Here is a 14939-nt window from a genome sequence, read left to right as displayed (position 1 = left end):
GTCGTCCACAGGGGAGCTTTTGTCGTACCCCGCCGCTACGGTTTCGGCACTGCTGGACCCGAACGCCTGACGAAAGGTGGCTGTGATGCCTGCCGACACGACCTACCTCGAACTCTCCGAAGACAGCGGGAGTGCGCACAAGTTCTACGAGGTGACGGTCGACGGCACCGAGCTGACCATCCGGTACGGCCGGATTGGCGACCGCGGGCAGGTGAAGCAGTCGTCGTTCGCCACCGGGGAGAAGGCCCGGGCGGAGGCGTCGAAGAAGATCGGGGAGAAGGTCCGCAAGGGGTACGCCCCGGCGGTCCCCGGTGGCCGGCAGAAACGGTCGGTGTCCCGGCGGCAGATCGTCAGCACCCGGTCCACGGCGACGCGCGCGCCGATGCTCTGGCGCTACCGGTCCGGCTCCCCGGCGTTCGGCATCTTCGTCGACGACGACGTCTGCATGGTCGGCAACGAGAACGGGCTGATCACCACCCTGGGCCACGACGCCACCGTGCTCCAGCAGGTCCGGCTGCCCGACGGGGTGAAGTGCATCGTCGCCGACGACGGCTGGATCTACGCCGGCTGCGACGACGGCAACGTCTACGACCTGTCCGGCAAGGTGCCCCGCCTGGCGTACCGGATCGCCCCGGAGATCGACATCTACTGGCTGGACATCCACGACGGCGTGCTCGGGGTGTCCGACGCCAAGGGCGGGATCTCGGCGATCGACCACGAGGACGAGTTCCTCTGGCAGCGGCCGGGCCGGGGCGGGTCGGCGTGGATGGTCCGCTGCGACGCCACCGCCGTGCATCACGGCAACGCCGCCGGAGTGTCCAGCTTCGACTGGCGCACCGGGCGGGAGCTGTGGCACATGAAGACCCGGCCGGTGCTGTTCGGCTGGCAGGAGCGCGACACGCTCTACGCCGGAACGTCCGGGCGGGAGGTCGTCGAGCTGGGTAAAGACGGGTCGCTGCGGCAGGCGTACCGGTGCGACGGCCCGGTGTTCTCGTGCGCCACCGCCGCGGACGGGCGCTACGTCTTCGCCGGCGACAGCGCGTCGTCGATCTACTGCTTCGACGCCGCCGGCACCCGGCTGTGGAAACTGTCCACCGGCTGCGGCTCGGCGTACTCGATGCAGTACCACGACGAGCGCCTCTACATCGTGACCACGGACGGGTCACTGGCCTGCATCGACGCCAGCGAGGCGGCGATCCGCTCGGCGATCGGCGGCACCGTGCCGCAGCCGGTGGACGTGAAGGCGCCGCCGCGGATGCCGGAGGTCACCCCGTCCACGGTGGTCGAGGTGGTCCACGACGCCACCGACGGCGTGCTGGTCGAATGTGTCGACGTCGGCGGCCGGGTGCGGGTCCGGGTGCTGTCCCCGGGCTACCGCGGTGACTGGCAGGTGCAGTTCCCGAAGGGCATCCGCGAACCGGGCAGCCGCTTCGTGGTGACCGGGGTGCGCGAGGCGGCGCGGGGCGGCTTCTACCGGGCGTACGGCGAGATCCGCCGCCTGGTGTGACACCCGTGACGGCCGGTCCGCGGCGGGTGCTTCCCGCCGCCGGCCCGGCCGTCAGGGTCCGCGCCGGCCGCACCCGGCCTAGTCGAGGGCGGCCAGCAACGCGGCGCGGGTCGGGCCGGCCTCGGCCCACGGGATCCCGCCACCCAGCGCCAGCACCGTCTCCACCAGCCCGGGCGCCGCGAGCGCCTCCTCCGGCTCGGCCACCGCCGGGAACAGCTTCGCCGCCCGCTGCCACGCCTGCTCCTCGCGCAGGCCGCGCAGGGCGCGGTCCCGGCTGGAGATGACCATGACGAACGACCAGGTGCCGTTGTCGCCGGGCAGGTGACGCCCGCAGTTCCTCGCCGTCGCGGGAGCGCACGCCGGCCACCTGCGGCCGGCCCGGGATCCGGTCCGGGCCGCGCAGCAGCGCGGCCACCTCCGCCCCACGGCGTACGGTCACGCCGGGCGTGCGCTCGGCAACGGCGGCGGAGGCCCGTTCCAGTACGGGCCGGCGCGCGGTGATCGTGTGGTATCGCTCGTCGCCGGGGCGGCGCCCGCCGGCCGCCCGCCGGCCGGTCCCCGGCGGTGTCCTCCTCGTGGTCCGACGAGGACACCCTGTCCCGGGTCGTTGCCCGGTCTCCAGACCGGTCGTTGACCGATCGGTGCTCACCGGCGCCGCGGCGCACCCGCCGACGCCCCGGCCGCCGAGCCGGTCGCCGTGGCCGGTGGGCGCCGCGCGGAGCGGCGAGCCCGGGCCGCGCGTCCACGGCGGGAGGTGGCCGGTGGGCGTCCGCTACGGGGCGGGCCGCGTACCGGGCGGCTCAGTCCAGCAGCGCCCGCACATCCTGGGCGACGAACCGGACGAACCCCTCGGGGTCCGGGTCGTCCGGGGTGGGTTGCAGCACCACGCTGTCCGCCCCGGCCCGCGCCCACCGCCGCACCTGTGCGGCGATCTCGGCCGCGTCGCCGGTGACCGTCCGGTCGTCGTCGCCGCCGGGGTACCCCCAGCGGGCCTGTTCGGCGGCCATCCGGGCGGCGGCATCCGGACCGGTGGCCGCGTGCAGGTAGACGGTGATCCGGGGCGGATCGGCGCGGCCGGCCGCCTCCCGGCCCCGCAGCACCCGGTCGCGGGCCGCGCTGACCTGCGCCGGGGTGGTGCCGCCGGTGAGGATCGCGCCGTCGGCGACCTCGCCGGCCAGGTGCAGGGTGCGCGGCCCGACCGCCCCGACGTGCACCGGCGCCGGCGCGGCCGGCGGCCAGTCCAGCGCGACGCGGTCGAGGCGCACGTACCGGCCGTGCACGGTGACCCGTTCGCCGGCGAGCAGGGCGCGCAGGGCGGTGACGTACTCGCGCAGCAGCGTCATCGGCGACTCGGCACGCGCGCCGACCTGGGCCATCCAGTCCTGCACGCCGTGCCCCACACCGATGTGCACCCGGCCCGGGAAGAGCCGGTGCAGCGTGGCGACCTCCATCGCGGTCAGCGCCACGTTGCGCAGCGGCGCGGGCAGCAGACCCACGCCGACGCGTACCTGCCGGGTCCAGGCGAGCGCGGCCGAGGCGGCGGCCACACCGCTGGTCAGGAAACAGTCCTCCCACAGCCACAGCTCCGGCAGGCCGGCCTCGTCGGCGGCCTGCGCCACGTCGCGCATCCGTTCCGGAGGCAGCTGCGGGAGCAGGACCGCGCCGAGGGTCGTCACCGCGCCGCGACCCGGTCGGGCTCCACCTCGGCCGGCCGGCCGACGATGCGGTGATAGAGGTCCTCCGGGCCGAGGTGGCGGTACCACGGGACCACCGGGCTGCGCTCGTACCGCTCCATGCCGGCCAGGAAGACCAGGACGTACGCCGAGCTCAGCGCCAGGAACGCCGCCGACCAGGCGGCGATGACCACGTGCTCGCCGCGCACCAGACGGGTCACCGCGAAGCCGAGCGCGAACAGCTCGGCCAGGGCGAAGATCCGGTACGCCCACTTGAGCCGGCGGTCCGTGGTGCGTTCGGTGCGTTTCTGGGTCACCCCGAACTCGCGTTCGCCCAGGAACGCGGCGGGCAGGGCGGCGATCATCGGCAGGGTGTCGGCGACCGCGAAGGCCTCGCTGTGCAGCATGTGGTAGTGGCCGCGGCCGAACCGCACGACGATCCAGATCGAGAAGATCGTGAACGCCAGGAAGGCGAAGCCGTAGACGGCGTACGGGCCGTGCACCGGGGCGACGCCGGTGGTCAGGGCGGCCACCGGGATCAGCAGGTACAGCAGCCGGTTGAGGCCCTGCAGGTGGGCGACCATCGCGCTCAGGTAGTTGAGCCGCTGGTGCCAGGTCAGCCCGCGGACGCGCAGCGGCGAGTCCGGGTGGCGGAACAGCAGGTGCAGGCTGCCGATCGCCCACCGGCGGCGGGTGCCGTAGTACTGGCGCAGGTTCTCCACCTCGAGCCCGTACGCGAGCGGCGACTCCAGGTAGACCGACTTCCAGCCGCGCGCGTGCAGCCGCAGCGAGGTGTGGATGTCCTCGGTGGAGGTGTCCGGCGCGAAGCCGCCGACCGAGTCGAGCGCGCTGCGCCGCAGCATCGCCGACGTGCCGGTGTAGATGGCGCTGTTGGTGCTGTTCTTGGTGGGCTGCACGCCGCCGTAGAACATCTCCTGCTCGTGCCATCCACCGTCGACGCCGCGGCGGCGCCGGAAGGTGAACGACTCGGTGTTGTAGAACGACTGCGGTGACTGCACGACGGCGACGTCCGGGTCGTCGAAGTAGCCCAGGGTGCGTTCGATGAACTCGGGCAGCGGCACGTGGTCGGCGTCGAGGGTGACCACGAACTCGGCGTCGGTCGCGAGCAGACCGTGGTTGAGGTTGCCGGCCTTGGCCCCCGCGCTGCTGGCCCGGGGCAGGTAGCGCGCGCCGAGACGGGCCGCCATGCCGCGGACCTCCTCGCGGACGCCGTCGTCGAGCACGATGACGTCGCGGACGCCGCGGACCCGCAACGCGCCCAGCACGGTCGGTTCGAGGACCGGAAGCGGCTCGTCGACCGTCGGCACGAGGATGTCGACCGTGCGGGTCAGGGGCGGCTGCACGGTCCGGGGCAGCGGCCGGGTGCGCCGGCGCAGCGACAGCACGAACAGGGCGGTCGTGCCGACGGCGAACATCTCGGCGAGCCAGGCCAGGGGGCCGTACCAGACGCCCCAGTTGACCACCGCGGTACGCCAGATCACGAAGACCGGCGCGAGAACCATGAACGTGTGGAACAGCAGCGGCAGGTAGGGCGGGTCACGGTCGGTGACCTGCTGAACGCGATAGGGCGACATGGTGATCCTTCGCTGTCGGAGAGGGGCCGCCCGAAGGCGGCGGGGGAGTCAGGGCCGCTCGACGACTTCGGCGAGGGCGGGGTGCAGCGCGGGACCGGCGGCGAGCACACCGGTGCCCAGGGCGGAGACCGTGGCGCCCGCCTCCGCGGCGATCAGCGCTCCGGCGGCCCAGTCCCAGCGCGCCAGCTCGTCCTCGTAGTAGGCGTCGCAGCGGCCGGCCGCGAGCCAGCACAGTTCCAGGGCGGCGCTGCCGTGGCTGCGCAGGTCACGCACGCGGCTCAGCAGCGCCCGCACGGTCGCCGCCTGGCGGGAGCGCGACGTGGCGCCGTACGCGAAGCCGGTCGCCACCAGCGCGCGGTCCAGCGGCACCGGGTCGTTGGCCCGGATCGGCGTCCCGTTGAGCCGGGCCCCGCCGCCGTACGTCGCGGTGAAGGTCTCCGAGCGGGACGGGTCGTGCACGACGCCGACCAGCGGCTGCCAGCGCGTCCCGTCCCCGGCGAGCCGCTCGCAGGCCACGCTCACCGTCACGTGCGGGGAGTGGTAGAGCAGGTTCGTGGTGCCGTCCACCGGGTCGACCACCCAGCGCAGACCGGTGCGGCCGGCCCGGGCGGCGCCCTCCTCACCGAGCAACCCGTCGTCCGGGCGGGCGGCGCCGAGCACCTCGGCGATCGCGGTCTCGCTGGCCAGGTCCACCGCGGTCACCGGGTCGGTGGGCGAGGACTTGTGCCTGGCCGCGACCGCCGGGCCGGCGCCACGCAGCACCGCGCCGCCGGCGTGCGCGGCCTCGACCGCCACCGTGAGCAGTCGCCGCAGCAGCGCGGGATCGGCCGTGTCAGGCACCGGACCCGCCGACCCGCCGCACCTCGGCGAGGATCCTCTCCCGGTACGGCTCCGGCAGCGCGTGCACCGGGTCGAGCACCCGGCAGCGGTCGACGCCACCGTCCGGGTACGGCAGCGCCAGCCCGGCCAGCGGGAGCACCTGCACGTCGGTCGCGCCGGCCGGCAGCACGCCGGTCGTCCCGGGGACGACCCCGGCCACCAGCTCGCTGCGCCCGTCGACCACGCCCCGGACGACGGTGAGCGTGCCTCCGGGCCGGCCGGTGACCTCGGCCAGCGCCCGGCGGAACCCGGTGTACCGCTCGTTGGCCTCGAAGTCGCCGAAGGCGCAGGCCAGCTCCACGTCCGGGCCGGGCCACTTGGCCAGGAAGTACCGGTAGTTGGGGGCCTCGGTCCGTTTGTTCGCCGCGACGCTGCGCACGTGCGGCAGGTGCACGCCGAAGAACTCCCGGCCCATGACGATCGGGGTGCCGGTGCGCCCGACCCGGTACGCCCACTCCAGGTCCTCCACGCCGTAGCCGTGGAAGCCCAGGTCGAACCAGAGCCCGTTGTCGACGATCAGGGAGCGGGGCAGGGCGATCAGCGCGGTCCACGCGAACGACCACGGGATGACGTGCCGGGCCGACAGCCGCGGGTCCTGGTCGCCGGGGCCGGTGGCCTCCAGGTCGGCCAGCACCTTGCGGTAGTGCTCGTACGGCAGCACGTCGACCGCGGTGACGTCCCCGGTGTTGTTGTCGTAGTCGATCATCTGGCCGACCACGCAGACGTTCTGGCCGTACGCGAAGTGCCGTTCCCAGAGGTCCTCCAGGCACCGCGGCGGCAGCGCCATGTCGACGTCCATGAGCACCACCACGTCCCCGGTGGCCTGGCGCAGGGCGAGGTTGCGGGCCTGCCCGACCTGCCACGGCCGGGCGGACAGCACCGAGACGATGGGGAGGCGGTCGGTGAACTCGCGGCACACGTCGAGGTACTCGTCGCTGTACTCCATGGCGCCGACGACCACCTCGAACCCGTCCGCGGCCAGGGTCTGCTCGGCCAGGGCGGACAGCGCCAGCCGCAGGTTGTCGGCGCGCTGCCGGTACGGGACGACGACGCTGATCCGGCGCTCACTCATCGACGCCGCCCGGCGCGATCAGGACCTTGCAGCTGGCCTGGTCCGCCGGGCGCATCCGGCGACCGTCGATGTCGCAGCCCAGCGCCGCGAACCCGCGCCGGTACTCGGCCAGCGGCACGACGTGGCTGACCAGCCGTTCCGCCGGGATCCGGCCGCTGGTGATCAGGTGAAACGCTTCGACGAACGAGCCGTGCAGCGAGTCGATCGAGCCGATGACGGACAGGCTCCGGTCGGCCAGCAGCATGGTGTCGATCGAGGCGAGTTTCTCCTTCAACCCGATCGACATGTACGTTCCCCCGCACGCCATCTGCGGGAACAGCTCCTCCAGCAGCGTCGAGGTGGTGTCCACGACGACGTCCAGCGGTGCCTGCGGATCGTTGAAGTACTTGCTGCGCGCCTCCTCCAGCGACTGGTAGGCGGCGGAGCCGTCGGGCAGCCGGTCCCGGGCGAACTCCAGGCGGGCCGGCGAGTGCTCGATCAGCACCGGGGTCAGGCCCTTGAGCGAGAGCACCCAGGTGTAGAGCAGCCCGAGCGGACCCGCGCCGAAGACGTACGTGTGCGCGCTCAGCGACGGCGGTTGCAGCTTGCGCGCCCCGGCCACCACGCAGCTGAGCGGCTCGGTCAGCGCCGCCGCCTGCAACGACACCCGGTCCGGCACCCGGTGCACGAACGCCGAGGTGGTCCGGTAGCGGCCGGCGTACGCGCCGTCGTAGCTGACCCCGCTCTCGGTGCCGTGCTTGTTGACGCAGTGGTTGATCCGCTGCGTCTGGCACATCCGGCAGCGGCCGCAGTACGGGGTCGGGTTGATCACCACCCGGTCGCCGACCGCGACGCTGGTGACGGCGGAGCCGACCTCCGCGACGATGCCGCTCGCCTCGTGACCGAGGGTGACGCCGCTGACCGCGACCGGGTAGGAGCCGGAGACGATGCCCAGGTCGGTGCCGCAGATGCCGCAGTACCGCACGTCGACGACCACGTCGTCGTCCCCGGCGACGTGCAGGTCCGGCACGTCGCGCAGCTCGACGTCCCAGGCGCTGTGGTATGTGAGGGCTTTCACGGCCGGGTGGCCTCCTTCTCGTAGGACCGCAGGGTGTCGTGCAGGCGGGTGAGCAGCTCGTCGACCTGCTCGCGGGTGATGATCAGCGGCGGGCGCACCTTCACGGTGCGGCCGAAGCCGTACCGGCTGCCGCGCAGGATGAGGCCGTGCTGCCGGCCGAGCGCGATGAACTGCTCGACGTCCACACTGGTGGGCAGGTCGAACGCCTGCATCAGGCCGACCCCGCGGACCCCGGACATGCTGGGGAAGGCGGCGGCGAGGGCGAGCAGGCCACGGTGCAGCGGCCCGGCGACGGCGGCCACGTTGTCCAGGACGCGGTGGTCCTTGATGTAGCGGATCGTCTCCTCCAGGGCGACCAGCGCGAGCGGGTTCGCGCCGGAGGTGCTGGAGTGCTCCCAGGATTCCAGCACGTCGAGCTCCGGCCGCATCAGCACGCCGGCGACCGGGATCCCGACGCCTCCGGCGCCCTTGGCGAAGGTGATGATGTCCGGGCGCAGGGCCGCGGCGTAGCCGGTGGAGGCGAAGAACGATCCGGTACGCCCGAAGCCGGTCTGCACCTCGTCGGCGATGATCAGAACGCCGAGCTTGTCGCACGTCTCGCGCAGCACCCGGTAGTAGTCGGGTGGCGGGACGATGTTCCCGCCGTTGCCCATCACCGGCTCGACGACCACGGCCGCCACCTGACCGCTCGAGGCGTATTCCACGAAGTCCTCGAGCCGGCGGGCGCACAGCATGCCGCACCGGTCGGCGACCTGACCGTAGAAGCAGTTTCCGCAGTCGGGCGCCGGAATTTTGACGGAATTGGCGAACGGAAGTGTGAAGCTGCGTTGACGGAAAGCGTTGCCGGAGATTCCGGTGGTGCCCACCGTCTGTCCGTGATGCGACAGGAAGAGCGAGAATATGTCCGATCTGCCGGTCGCCTTCTGGGCAATTCTTATTGCCGCCTCGTTGGCGCCGGAACCGGTGACGTCACGCAGCCAGAACGCCCCGATGTGCGGCGGCAGTTCGTCGCGCATCAGCTCGAAGATCTCGGCCGACTTGTCCCGGGTGAACTCGGAGGACAGGTGAGCGACGCGGTCCAGCTGCTCGTGCAGCGCGGCGATGATGCCCGGGGCGTTGTAACCCAGCGAGACGTTGAACGTCCCGGATGCGCAGTCGATGTAGCGTTCCCCGCGAACATGCAGGTAGATCCCGTCTCCTGCGTAGTCTGGGAGGCCGGTCAACGGTCTCTGGACGACACTCGAACTCATGGTTGGCCTTTCCGCGTCGATAGGGCCCGGGTCTCGGTACGGTCGCTGGCGCAGGCTCGGCCCGGCCCTGGCCGTGGTGCTGACGACTCCGCCGGCCGGCGCCGGCGGCAGCCGCCGTGACCGGATTTTCTCCGGAGTCGGGAAGACGGTGCTCCGGTTTCAGGTGAACCGGTTAAGCGAGCTAGCAGGGAACTCCCTGGAGTGATATGCGGATGCGAAGTGGAAGCGCTCCCAGGAGCGCTGAATCCACAGTGGTGGTCAGGTGCTCGGCGCGTCAAGGCGGGTTCGCTTGCGAGGGCCTCGAAACTGCTGTTGACCTGCGCATGAAGGGGCGTGTGCGCTTAATCACGGGCGGTCATGGGGGTGATCCGGAACTCGTTTCCGGCAGGTTACGGAATGGTTATCCATTTCGAGCTGGAAAAGAAAAAATTGCCAACCCGTTAAAGGCTTTCGCCATTATCTATGGATTTCGGGCCCGGCGGTCGGGCACGCGGCGCCGTCGTGGCCGGCCGGCGGCCGGCGGCGCGGTGTCGTCGTTGTCACCCGGCGGCCGGCGGCGGGGGTGTCGTCGTTGTCGCTGGGCGGCTGGCTGTGCGGCGCCGTCGTGGCCACTCGGTGGCCCCGGTCCCGCGGCGGCCCGCCCTTGTGGCGGTGCGTCCTCCCGGCCGCTCGGCTCGGTGGCGGCTCCGTTCGCGCGCGGCCGGACCGGCGACCGGCGCGGCCGCTCGGCGACCGGCGCGGCGGACCGGCCGTCGAGGGTTCGCCGGTGCGGCAGAGGGTCAGGAAGCCCGTACGGTGAAGGAGGTCTCCGCGACGAAGTCGGCGTCGCCGGTCGGCTCGTCGATGTAGAGCTCGGTGTCGCGCCGGTGCACGAAGTGGTCCGGGTAGTTCTTGGAGCGCAGGCGGAACGCCGCCGCGGACCGGTCGCCGTCCGGGCAGAAGGTGGCGTCCTGGCGGAACAGGTCCTCGTCCTCCGGCGGGTCGACACGCAGGCGGTAGTCGTAGTGGCGCAGGTACTCGCCGTCCTCGTTGCGGAAGCTGAAACAGGAGTCGTCGGCCAGGCCGCCGACCACGGTGAGTGCCGTCGCGACGTCCGACATCGCGGCGTACTCTCCGTCGGCGGTCAGGTAGCTGTCCTTGTCGTCGGCCGGGGAGATCATCCACGACCCGCTGCTCAGCGTGGCCGGGGCCGGCGAGGACGCGGGGGTGGCGGCCGGGGCGGAAGGCGTCACCGGCGCCGCCGTGGCGGGCGTGGCGGCGGGGGTCTCCGCCGGTGAGCGCAGCGCGAAGTAGGCGACCGCGGCCAGGGTGCTGACCCCGGCCGTCGCGGCGAGAGCGAGAACGCCGGGGTGCAGACGGCGGCGGTCCCGGACGTCGACACCGCCACGGCCGTAGATGGTCATTGTCGCTTCCTCCTGGTGCGCGCCCGGCCGACTATAGGCGACCGGCTGTGCCGCGCCGGCACGCCGGACCGTGGCGGGCCATGATCGATTTCGCCGCACGGGCATGCCGGACCGATGGCGGGTCGTGACCGGGGCTGCGCAGGCATGCCGGCTCGGTGGCGGGGCCAGGATTGATCTCGCCGCGCCGGTATGCCGGACCGATGGCGGCTTGTGACCGGGGCTGCGCAGGCATGTGGGATCGGTGAGGGGCCGGGACCGATTTCGTCGCACCGGCTGCCGGGCCGGTCGCGCGCCGTGATCGGCGTCGCCGGACCGGGGTCACCGAACGGCGGGCCGGACATCGAGCCGGGACGGGACTTCCGCCTCTGGAATCCGGGGAAATGACCGGACTTGCAAAAAAGATGAAGTACGTATTCCATCGTGTATCGGCCACGAGCCGCTCCGGAACCGGAATCGGGCTGCCGGGGGGCCGGGGCCCGGCGGGACCTTGTGCCCTGGGGGCCGGTCGGCCGGTGGGCGACGCTTGCAGGGCAGAGAGGGGAGAGGCGGAGATGGAGATCAACGAGCGTTGCGTGGTGGATCCCGGCCGTCCGTGCGGCGCCTGCAGCGCGCCGGGGCCGTCCCTCTGCCCGTACCGCTACCTGCTGGACGCCGACGAGATGGCCGCGCTCAGCGGCGACGCGGAACCCGCCGAGGCCACCGCGGCGCGCGGCCTGGACCAGCTCGTCGCGGCCGGCCCGCGCTGATCGGGCGCACCGAGGCCACCGCGGCGCGCGGCCTCGACCAGCTCGTCGCGGCCGGCCCGCGCTGATCGGGCGCACCGAGGCCACCGCGGCGCGCGGCCTCGACCAGCTCGTCACGGGTCCGGGCCCCTGCGGCACGCGGCCCCGCCGGGCCGCCCACGCCGGAACGGCACGGCCCAGGCGCCGGCCGATCCGGCGGCTCGACTGGTGACCGGCTCGGTGAGCGGGTAGAAACGCCTCGTGAGGAGCATTGCTCGTACGCTGGTCGCCGGATGTCTGTCGCTCACCCTGGCCGCCTGTTCGGTGGCGGACGGGCAGCCGCCGGAGCCGCCCACCTCGGCGGCACCGCCGGTCACCGCGCCGGCTACCGGGGCGGCCACCGCGCCGCCGCGGGTCAGCACGCCCGTGCGTTTCGGTGACGGCCAGCGGATGCTGGTCCCGGCCGGCTGGTCGGTGAGTCTCTGGGCGCGGGTGCCCGGGGCGCGGCTGCTGGCCTGGACCCCGGACCGGCGCCTGCTGGTCTCGCGTCCCAGGTCCGGCGACGTCGTCGCGCTGACGCCGGCCGGCGCGGACCGCCCGGCCGGGCAGCGCATCCTGGTCAGCGGGCTGAACCAGCCGCACGGGCTGGCCTTCGCCGGGGACACCCTCTACGTGGCCGAGAGCGATCAGGTCAACGCGTTCACGTATCGTGACGGCGCGGTCTCCGGGCGGCGCCTGGTGATCGGCGGCCTGCCCGATGCGAAGAGCCGCGATCTGCACGGCGCCTACGCGCACGCGCTGAAGAGCGTCGCGGTCGGCCGGGACGGCGCCGTCTACGTCTCGGTCGGGTCCACCGGCAACGTGTCGGCGCGGGACCGCGACTCCAGCCCGGAGCGGGCCGCGATCCTCAAGGCGCCCGCCGGTGGCGGCCGGCCCACCACGTTCGCGCGCGGCGTGCGCAACGGGACCGGGCTGGCGATCGCGCCGGACGGCTCGCTCTGGACCGCGGTCAACGGCCGGGACAACATCGCGTACCCCGAGGACCGCGACATCGACGGCGACGGCGACGGCGACCGGGGCCGGGTCGTCCAGAAGTACGTCAACGACCACCCGGTCGAGCCGCTGGCCAGGCTGACGCCGGGGCGGGACCTGGGCTGGCCGTACTGCAATCCGGACACCGACCTGTCGTTCGACCGCGACGTGCAGCTGAACCCGGACGGCGACAAGCTGGACTGCTCGCGGCTGGCCCCGGTCGAGCAGGCGATGGGTGCGCACTCCGCGCCGCTGGGCCTGAGCTTCACGACCGGCCCCGGGCTGCCGGCCCCGTACGGCGTGGGCGCCCTGGTCGGGATCCACGGCTCGTGGAACCGCAACCCGCCCCGGGCGCCCGAGGTGTCGTTCTTCGGGTGGCGTGCCGGGAAGCTCGGCCCTCAGCAGACCCTGCTGTCCGGGTTCCAGGACGGGCACGGCCGGCGCTGGGGCCGCCCGGTGATGGCCGTGCCCGGCCCGGACCAGGCCATCTACGTCAGCGACGACCTGGCCGGCGTGATCTACCGGGTCTTCTGGACGAGCAGGTAACCCACGGGCGCCGGCTCGAACGGCCGGTGGCCCAGGAACACCGTCGTGAACCCGGCGGCGGTGAGGCGTTCCTGCATCTCGCCGGCCGACAGCCAGTAGGTGTCGAACTCGACGCCGAGATTCGTGCGGCGCCCGCCGCGGCGCAGCGCGCCGTCGGCGTTCTTGAACGCGGTGACCAGGAAGCCGCCCGGCTCGACGACCCGGGCCAGCTCGGCGAAGGCGCCCGCCCGGTCGTGCGGGGCCAGGAAGATCAGCGAGAACCAGCAGACCACCCCGGCCAGCTCGCCGTCGCGGAACGGCAGCTCGCGCAGGTCGGCGACCTCGACGGCGAACTCCGGGTGGTCCCGGCGCGCCACCCGCACCATGCCCGGCGACAGATCGACCCCGCGCGGCGCGAGGCCGCATCCCTTGAGGTACGGCAGCAGCCGGCCGGTCCCGCAGCCGACGTCCGCCACGTCCGTGCCCACGGTGCGCACGTGCTCGCTGAACAGGTCGAGCATCGCGCGGTCGAGCGGGTCGTCGTCGAGCTGCCCGGCCAGATGCTCCACGTAGAAGTCGGCGAGCACGTCGTGCGCGTGCCGCAGCTCGGCGGTCTTGGCGTCCATCCGGCGAACGTAGAAACGCCTGTCCCGGAAGTCAACCGAGCCGACTTCCGGAACAGGCGCGCGGGTTTTCAGGAGATGGCGACGTCGTCGAAGTAGACGGTGCCGGAGTTGTCGGCACACTTCAGGTGCAGCTGCACGGCGGCGGCGCCGGCCGGGGCGGTGGTCTCCACGTACAGCTTCGTCCAGGTGGTGGTGCCGGCCGGCAGCCGGCTCGACTTGGTCTCGCTGATCCACTTGCCGTTGGCGTCGAACCAGCTCAGCGAGATCTCGGTGATGCCGGTCGCGTTCACGCCGCGGGCGTACGCCTCGGCCCGCCACCGGTAGTTCGGCTGCACCGGCGTGATGGGCGAGGTGCGCAGCGACGGCAGGCCGGCGGTGGTGCGGGTGGTGCCGGTGAACCTGGCGGAGTACGAGCCGGTCCGGGCCGTCTCGGTGGTGATCACCGCCGCGCCGGCCTCCGGCAGGTTCCGCTTCCACGTCAGCTCGTTCGCCGGCGCCTCGAAGCCCAGGTTCAGGATGGAGTTCGGCGTCGTACCGGTGGTCCAGGCGGTGCGGACCACGGTCGCGGCGAGCTTGGCGCTGCCGTCGGCGCGGTAGAGGCCGTAGGTGTACTGCGCGGGGATCGTCGAGACGATGGAGTTGCTCGGGATCGCACCCTCGGAGAAGTCGTTGAGCGTCCACGGCGCCACCGAGCCGACACCGGCCTCGACCGCGGCGCGGAACACCCGGGCCAGGTAGGCGGCCTGCTCACCCTCGCTGGTGGCGGTGCTGCTGAGACCGGTCTCGCCGATCACGATCGGGTCCGGGGCGACCGCGGCCTGCGCCTTGCGGATCTCGGCGAGCGAGCGCTCCGAGCTGCCGTAGAAGTGGAAGTCGTAGTAGTCCAGCGGGGCGCCGGTCAGCGACGCCTTGATCTTCGCCATGCCGGCGGCGCCGGTGCCGCCGTCGACCGAGAGGGTCAGCGGCATGTTCGGGGCGGCGGCCCGGATCGCCGGGATGACCTGGCGGACCCACTCGACCGCGGCGGTGTTGTCCGGCTGGAACTCGTTCTTCAGTTCCACCGAGAGCACCCGCGGGTCGTTCTTGTACGGGTCGATGATCGCGTTGGCCCAGCTGATGCTGCGCGCCACGTCGCTGTAGGCGTCCCACCAGTCGAACAGGGTCAGCTTGACGGTCATACCGTGCGAGTCGGCGATGCTGATGAACTTGCGCAGCCGCTCGGTGTACTCCACCTTCGGGGTCGGGTAGCCGAACGTGTTCGGGAAGACGATCACCCGGACGTTGGTGGTGCCCAGCGCGGCGGCCTTGGCCAGGTCGGCGTCGATCGCGATCGGGTCGAAGCCGGTCCACATCGCCGACCACCCGGCGTTGGACGGGTAGTAGTTGAGGGACTTGGCCGTCGTCACGGCGGCCATCCGGTCGGCGAGCGTCGGCACCGGGACGGTGTCGGCGTGTGCCGCCGAGGTCGGCAGGGCCAGGCCCAGCAGCAGCGAGGAGGCGAGGAGGGCGGCACGGAAACGGAAGCGCGAGGTCTGCATCGTAACCCTTTGTGAGGTTGCTTTTCGGGGGTGCCCGTCTCGATCGGCGGGTATCACCCG

The 14939-nt window shown here is 72.7% G+C and carries 13 protein-coding genes; 3 read left to right on the top strand and 10 right to left on the bottom strand.

Translation table 11 applies throughout. The annotated features are described in order from the left end of the window. Window positions 1-85: 85 nt before the first annotated feature. Window positions 86-1507 carry a WGR domain-containing protein gene (locus tag ACTEI_RS20630; protein ID WP_122979148.1) on the top strand — a complete coding sequence of 474 codons (1422 nt, stop codon included), beginning with the start codon at window positions 86-88 and terminating at the stop codon, window positions 1505-1507. A gap of 78 nt (window positions 1508-1585) precedes the next feature. Here ACTEI_RS20630 and ACTEI_RS20625 read toward each other — a convergent pair whose 3' ends face one another. The 8 genes from ACTEI_RS20625 to ACTEI_RS20590 all read right to left on the bottom strand — a co-directional run bounded on the left by ACTEI_RS20625 (window position 1586) and on the right by ACTEI_RS20590 (window position 10436). Then, window positions 1586-1795: a hypothetical protein gene (locus ACTEI_RS20625; RefSeq protein WP_122979147.1), complete on the bottom strand. Its 210-nt coding sequence runs from the start codon at window positions 1793-1795 to the stop codon at window positions 1586-1588. A 512-nt stretch (window positions 1796-2307) separates the two neighbouring features. Continuing rightward, window positions 2308-3183 (bottom strand): LLM class flavin-dependent oxidoreductase, encoded by an 876-nt coding sequence (locus tag ACTEI_RS20620; RefSeq protein WP_122979146.1) that lies wholly within the window; start codon window positions 3181-3183, stop codon window positions 2308-2310. Continuing rightward, window positions 3180-4775, bottom strand: coding sequence for a glycosyltransferase family 2 protein (locus ACTEI_RS20615; RefSeq protein ID WP_122979145.1), 1596 nt, complete (start codon window positions 4773-4775; stop codon window positions 3180-3182). Before ACTEI_RS20615 ends, ACTEI_RS20620 begins: the two co-directional genes overlap by 4 nt. Window positions 4776-4823: 48 nt before the next feature. After that, window positions 4824-5615, bottom strand: a complete 792-nt coding sequence (locus ACTEI_RS20610) for an inositol monophosphatase family protein (RefSeq protein ID WP_122979144.1) — start codon at window positions 5613-5615, stop codon at window positions 4824-4826. After that, a complete protein-coding gene (locus tag ACTEI_RS20605; protein ID WP_122979143.1) occupies window positions 5608-6726 on the bottom strand; it encodes a glycosyltransferase family 2 protein in 1119 nt (372 codons plus the stop codon). Before ACTEI_RS20605 ends, ACTEI_RS20610 begins: the two co-directional genes overlap by 8 nt. Continuing rightward, window positions 6719-7783, bottom strand: a complete 1065-nt coding sequence (locus ACTEI_RS20600; RefSeq protein ID WP_122979142.1) for a zinc-dependent alcohol dehydrogenase — start codon at window positions 7781-7783, stop codon at window positions 6719-6721. Before ACTEI_RS20600 ends, ACTEI_RS20605 begins: the two co-directional genes overlap by 8 nt. Further along, the gene (locus ACTEI_RS20595) at window positions 7780-9006 is read right to left on the bottom strand and encodes an aspartate aminotransferase family protein (protein WP_203723687.1); all 1227 of its coding nucleotides are present in this window, start codon (window positions 9004-9006) and stop codon (window positions 7780-7782) included. The genes ACTEI_RS20600 and ACTEI_RS20595 overlap by 4 nt, the downstream gene beginning before the upstream one ends. Window positions 9007-9812: 806 nt before the next feature. Then, entirely contained in the window at window positions 9813-10436 is a 624-nt protein-coding gene (locus tag ACTEI_RS20590) for an AbfB domain-containing protein (protein WP_122979140.1), read from the bottom strand. Between the two features lie 551 nt (window positions 10437-10987). Between ACTEI_RS20590 and ACTEI_RS20585 the strand changes: the two genes are divergently transcribed. Together ACTEI_RS20585 and ACTEI_RS20580 are read left to right on the top strand one after the other, a co-directional pair. Further along, the gene (locus ACTEI_RS20585) at window positions 10988-11182 is read left to right on the top strand and encodes a hypothetical protein (protein WP_122979139.1); all 195 of its coding nucleotides are present in this window, start codon (window positions 10988-10990) and stop codon (window positions 11180-11182) included. Between the two features lie 237 nt (window positions 11183-11419). Then, complete coding sequence (locus ACTEI_RS20580) at window positions 11420-12736, top strand: PQQ-dependent sugar dehydrogenase (RefSeq protein WP_203723689.1); 1317 nt, start codon at window positions 11420-11422, stop codon at window positions 12734-12736. On the opposite strand, the gene ACTEI_RS20575 is transcribed toward ACTEI_RS20580, so the two are convergent. Both ACTEI_RS20575 and ACTEI_RS20570 read right to left on the bottom strand, forming a co-directional pair. Beyond that, on the bottom strand, window positions 12709-13341 hold the full coding sequence (locus ACTEI_RS20575; RefSeq protein WP_122979138.1) for a class I SAM-dependent DNA methyltransferase: 633 nt from the start codon (window positions 13339-13341) through the stop codon (window positions 12709-12711). The two genes, ACTEI_RS20580 and ACTEI_RS20575, sit on opposite strands and share 28 nt — an antisense overlap. Window positions 13342-13409: 68 nt before the next feature. Further along, window positions 13410-14879 carry a cellulase family glycosylhydrolase gene (locus ACTEI_RS20570; RefSeq protein WP_122979137.1) on the bottom strand — a complete coding sequence of 490 codons (1470 nt, stop codon included), beginning with the start codon at window positions 14877-14879 and terminating at the stop codon, window positions 13410-13412. Between the last annotated feature and the right edge of the window lie 60 nt (window positions 14880-14939).

The organism is Actinoplanes teichomyceticus ATCC 31121, from assembly GCF_003711105.1.
Lineage (GTDB): Bacteria > Actinomycetota > Actinomycetes > Mycobacteriales > Micromonosporaceae > Actinoplanes > Actinoplanes teichomyceticus.
Note: the sequence above shows the minus strand (reverse complement) of the source record. Positions and strands in the feature narration are given on the sequence as shown.

What these genes read in the sequence shown, in the direction of transcription:
- ACTEI_RS20630 (WP_122979148.1), top strand. Translation starts at nt 86, where the DNA reads ATGCCTGCCGACACGACCTACCTCGAACTCTCCGAAGACAGCGGGAGT.
- ACTEI_RS20625 (WP_122979147.1), bottom strand. Translation starts at nt 1,795, where the DNA reads ATGGTCATCTCCAGCCGGGACCGCGCCCTGCGCGGCCTGCGCGAGGAG.
- ACTEI_RS20615 (WP_122979145.1), bottom strand. Translation starts at nt 4,775, where the DNA reads ATGTCGCCCTATCGCGTTCAGCAGGTCACCGACCGTGACCCGCCCTAC.
- ACTEI_RS20605 (WP_122979143.1), bottom strand. Translation starts at nt 6,726, where the DNA reads ATGAGTGAGCGCCGGATCAGCGTCGTCGTCCCGTACCGGCAGCGCGCC.
- ACTEI_RS20590 (WP_122979140.1), bottom strand. Translation starts at nt 10,436, where the DNA reads ATGACCATCTACGGCCGTGGCGGTGTCGACGTCCGGGACCGCCGCCGT.
- ACTEI_RS20585 (WP_122979139.1), top strand. Translation starts at nt 10,988, where the DNA reads ATGGAGATCAACGAGCGTTGCGTGGTGGATCCCGGCCGTCCGTGCGGC.
- ACTEI_RS20575 (WP_122979138.1), bottom strand. Translation starts at nt 13,341, where the DNA reads ATGGACGCCAAGACCGCCGAGCTGCGGCACGCGCACGACGTGCTCGCC.
- ACTEI_RS20570 (WP_122979137.1), bottom strand. Translation starts at nt 14,879, where the DNA reads ATGCAGACCTCGCGCTTCCGTTTCCGTGCCGCCCTCCTCGCCTCCTCG.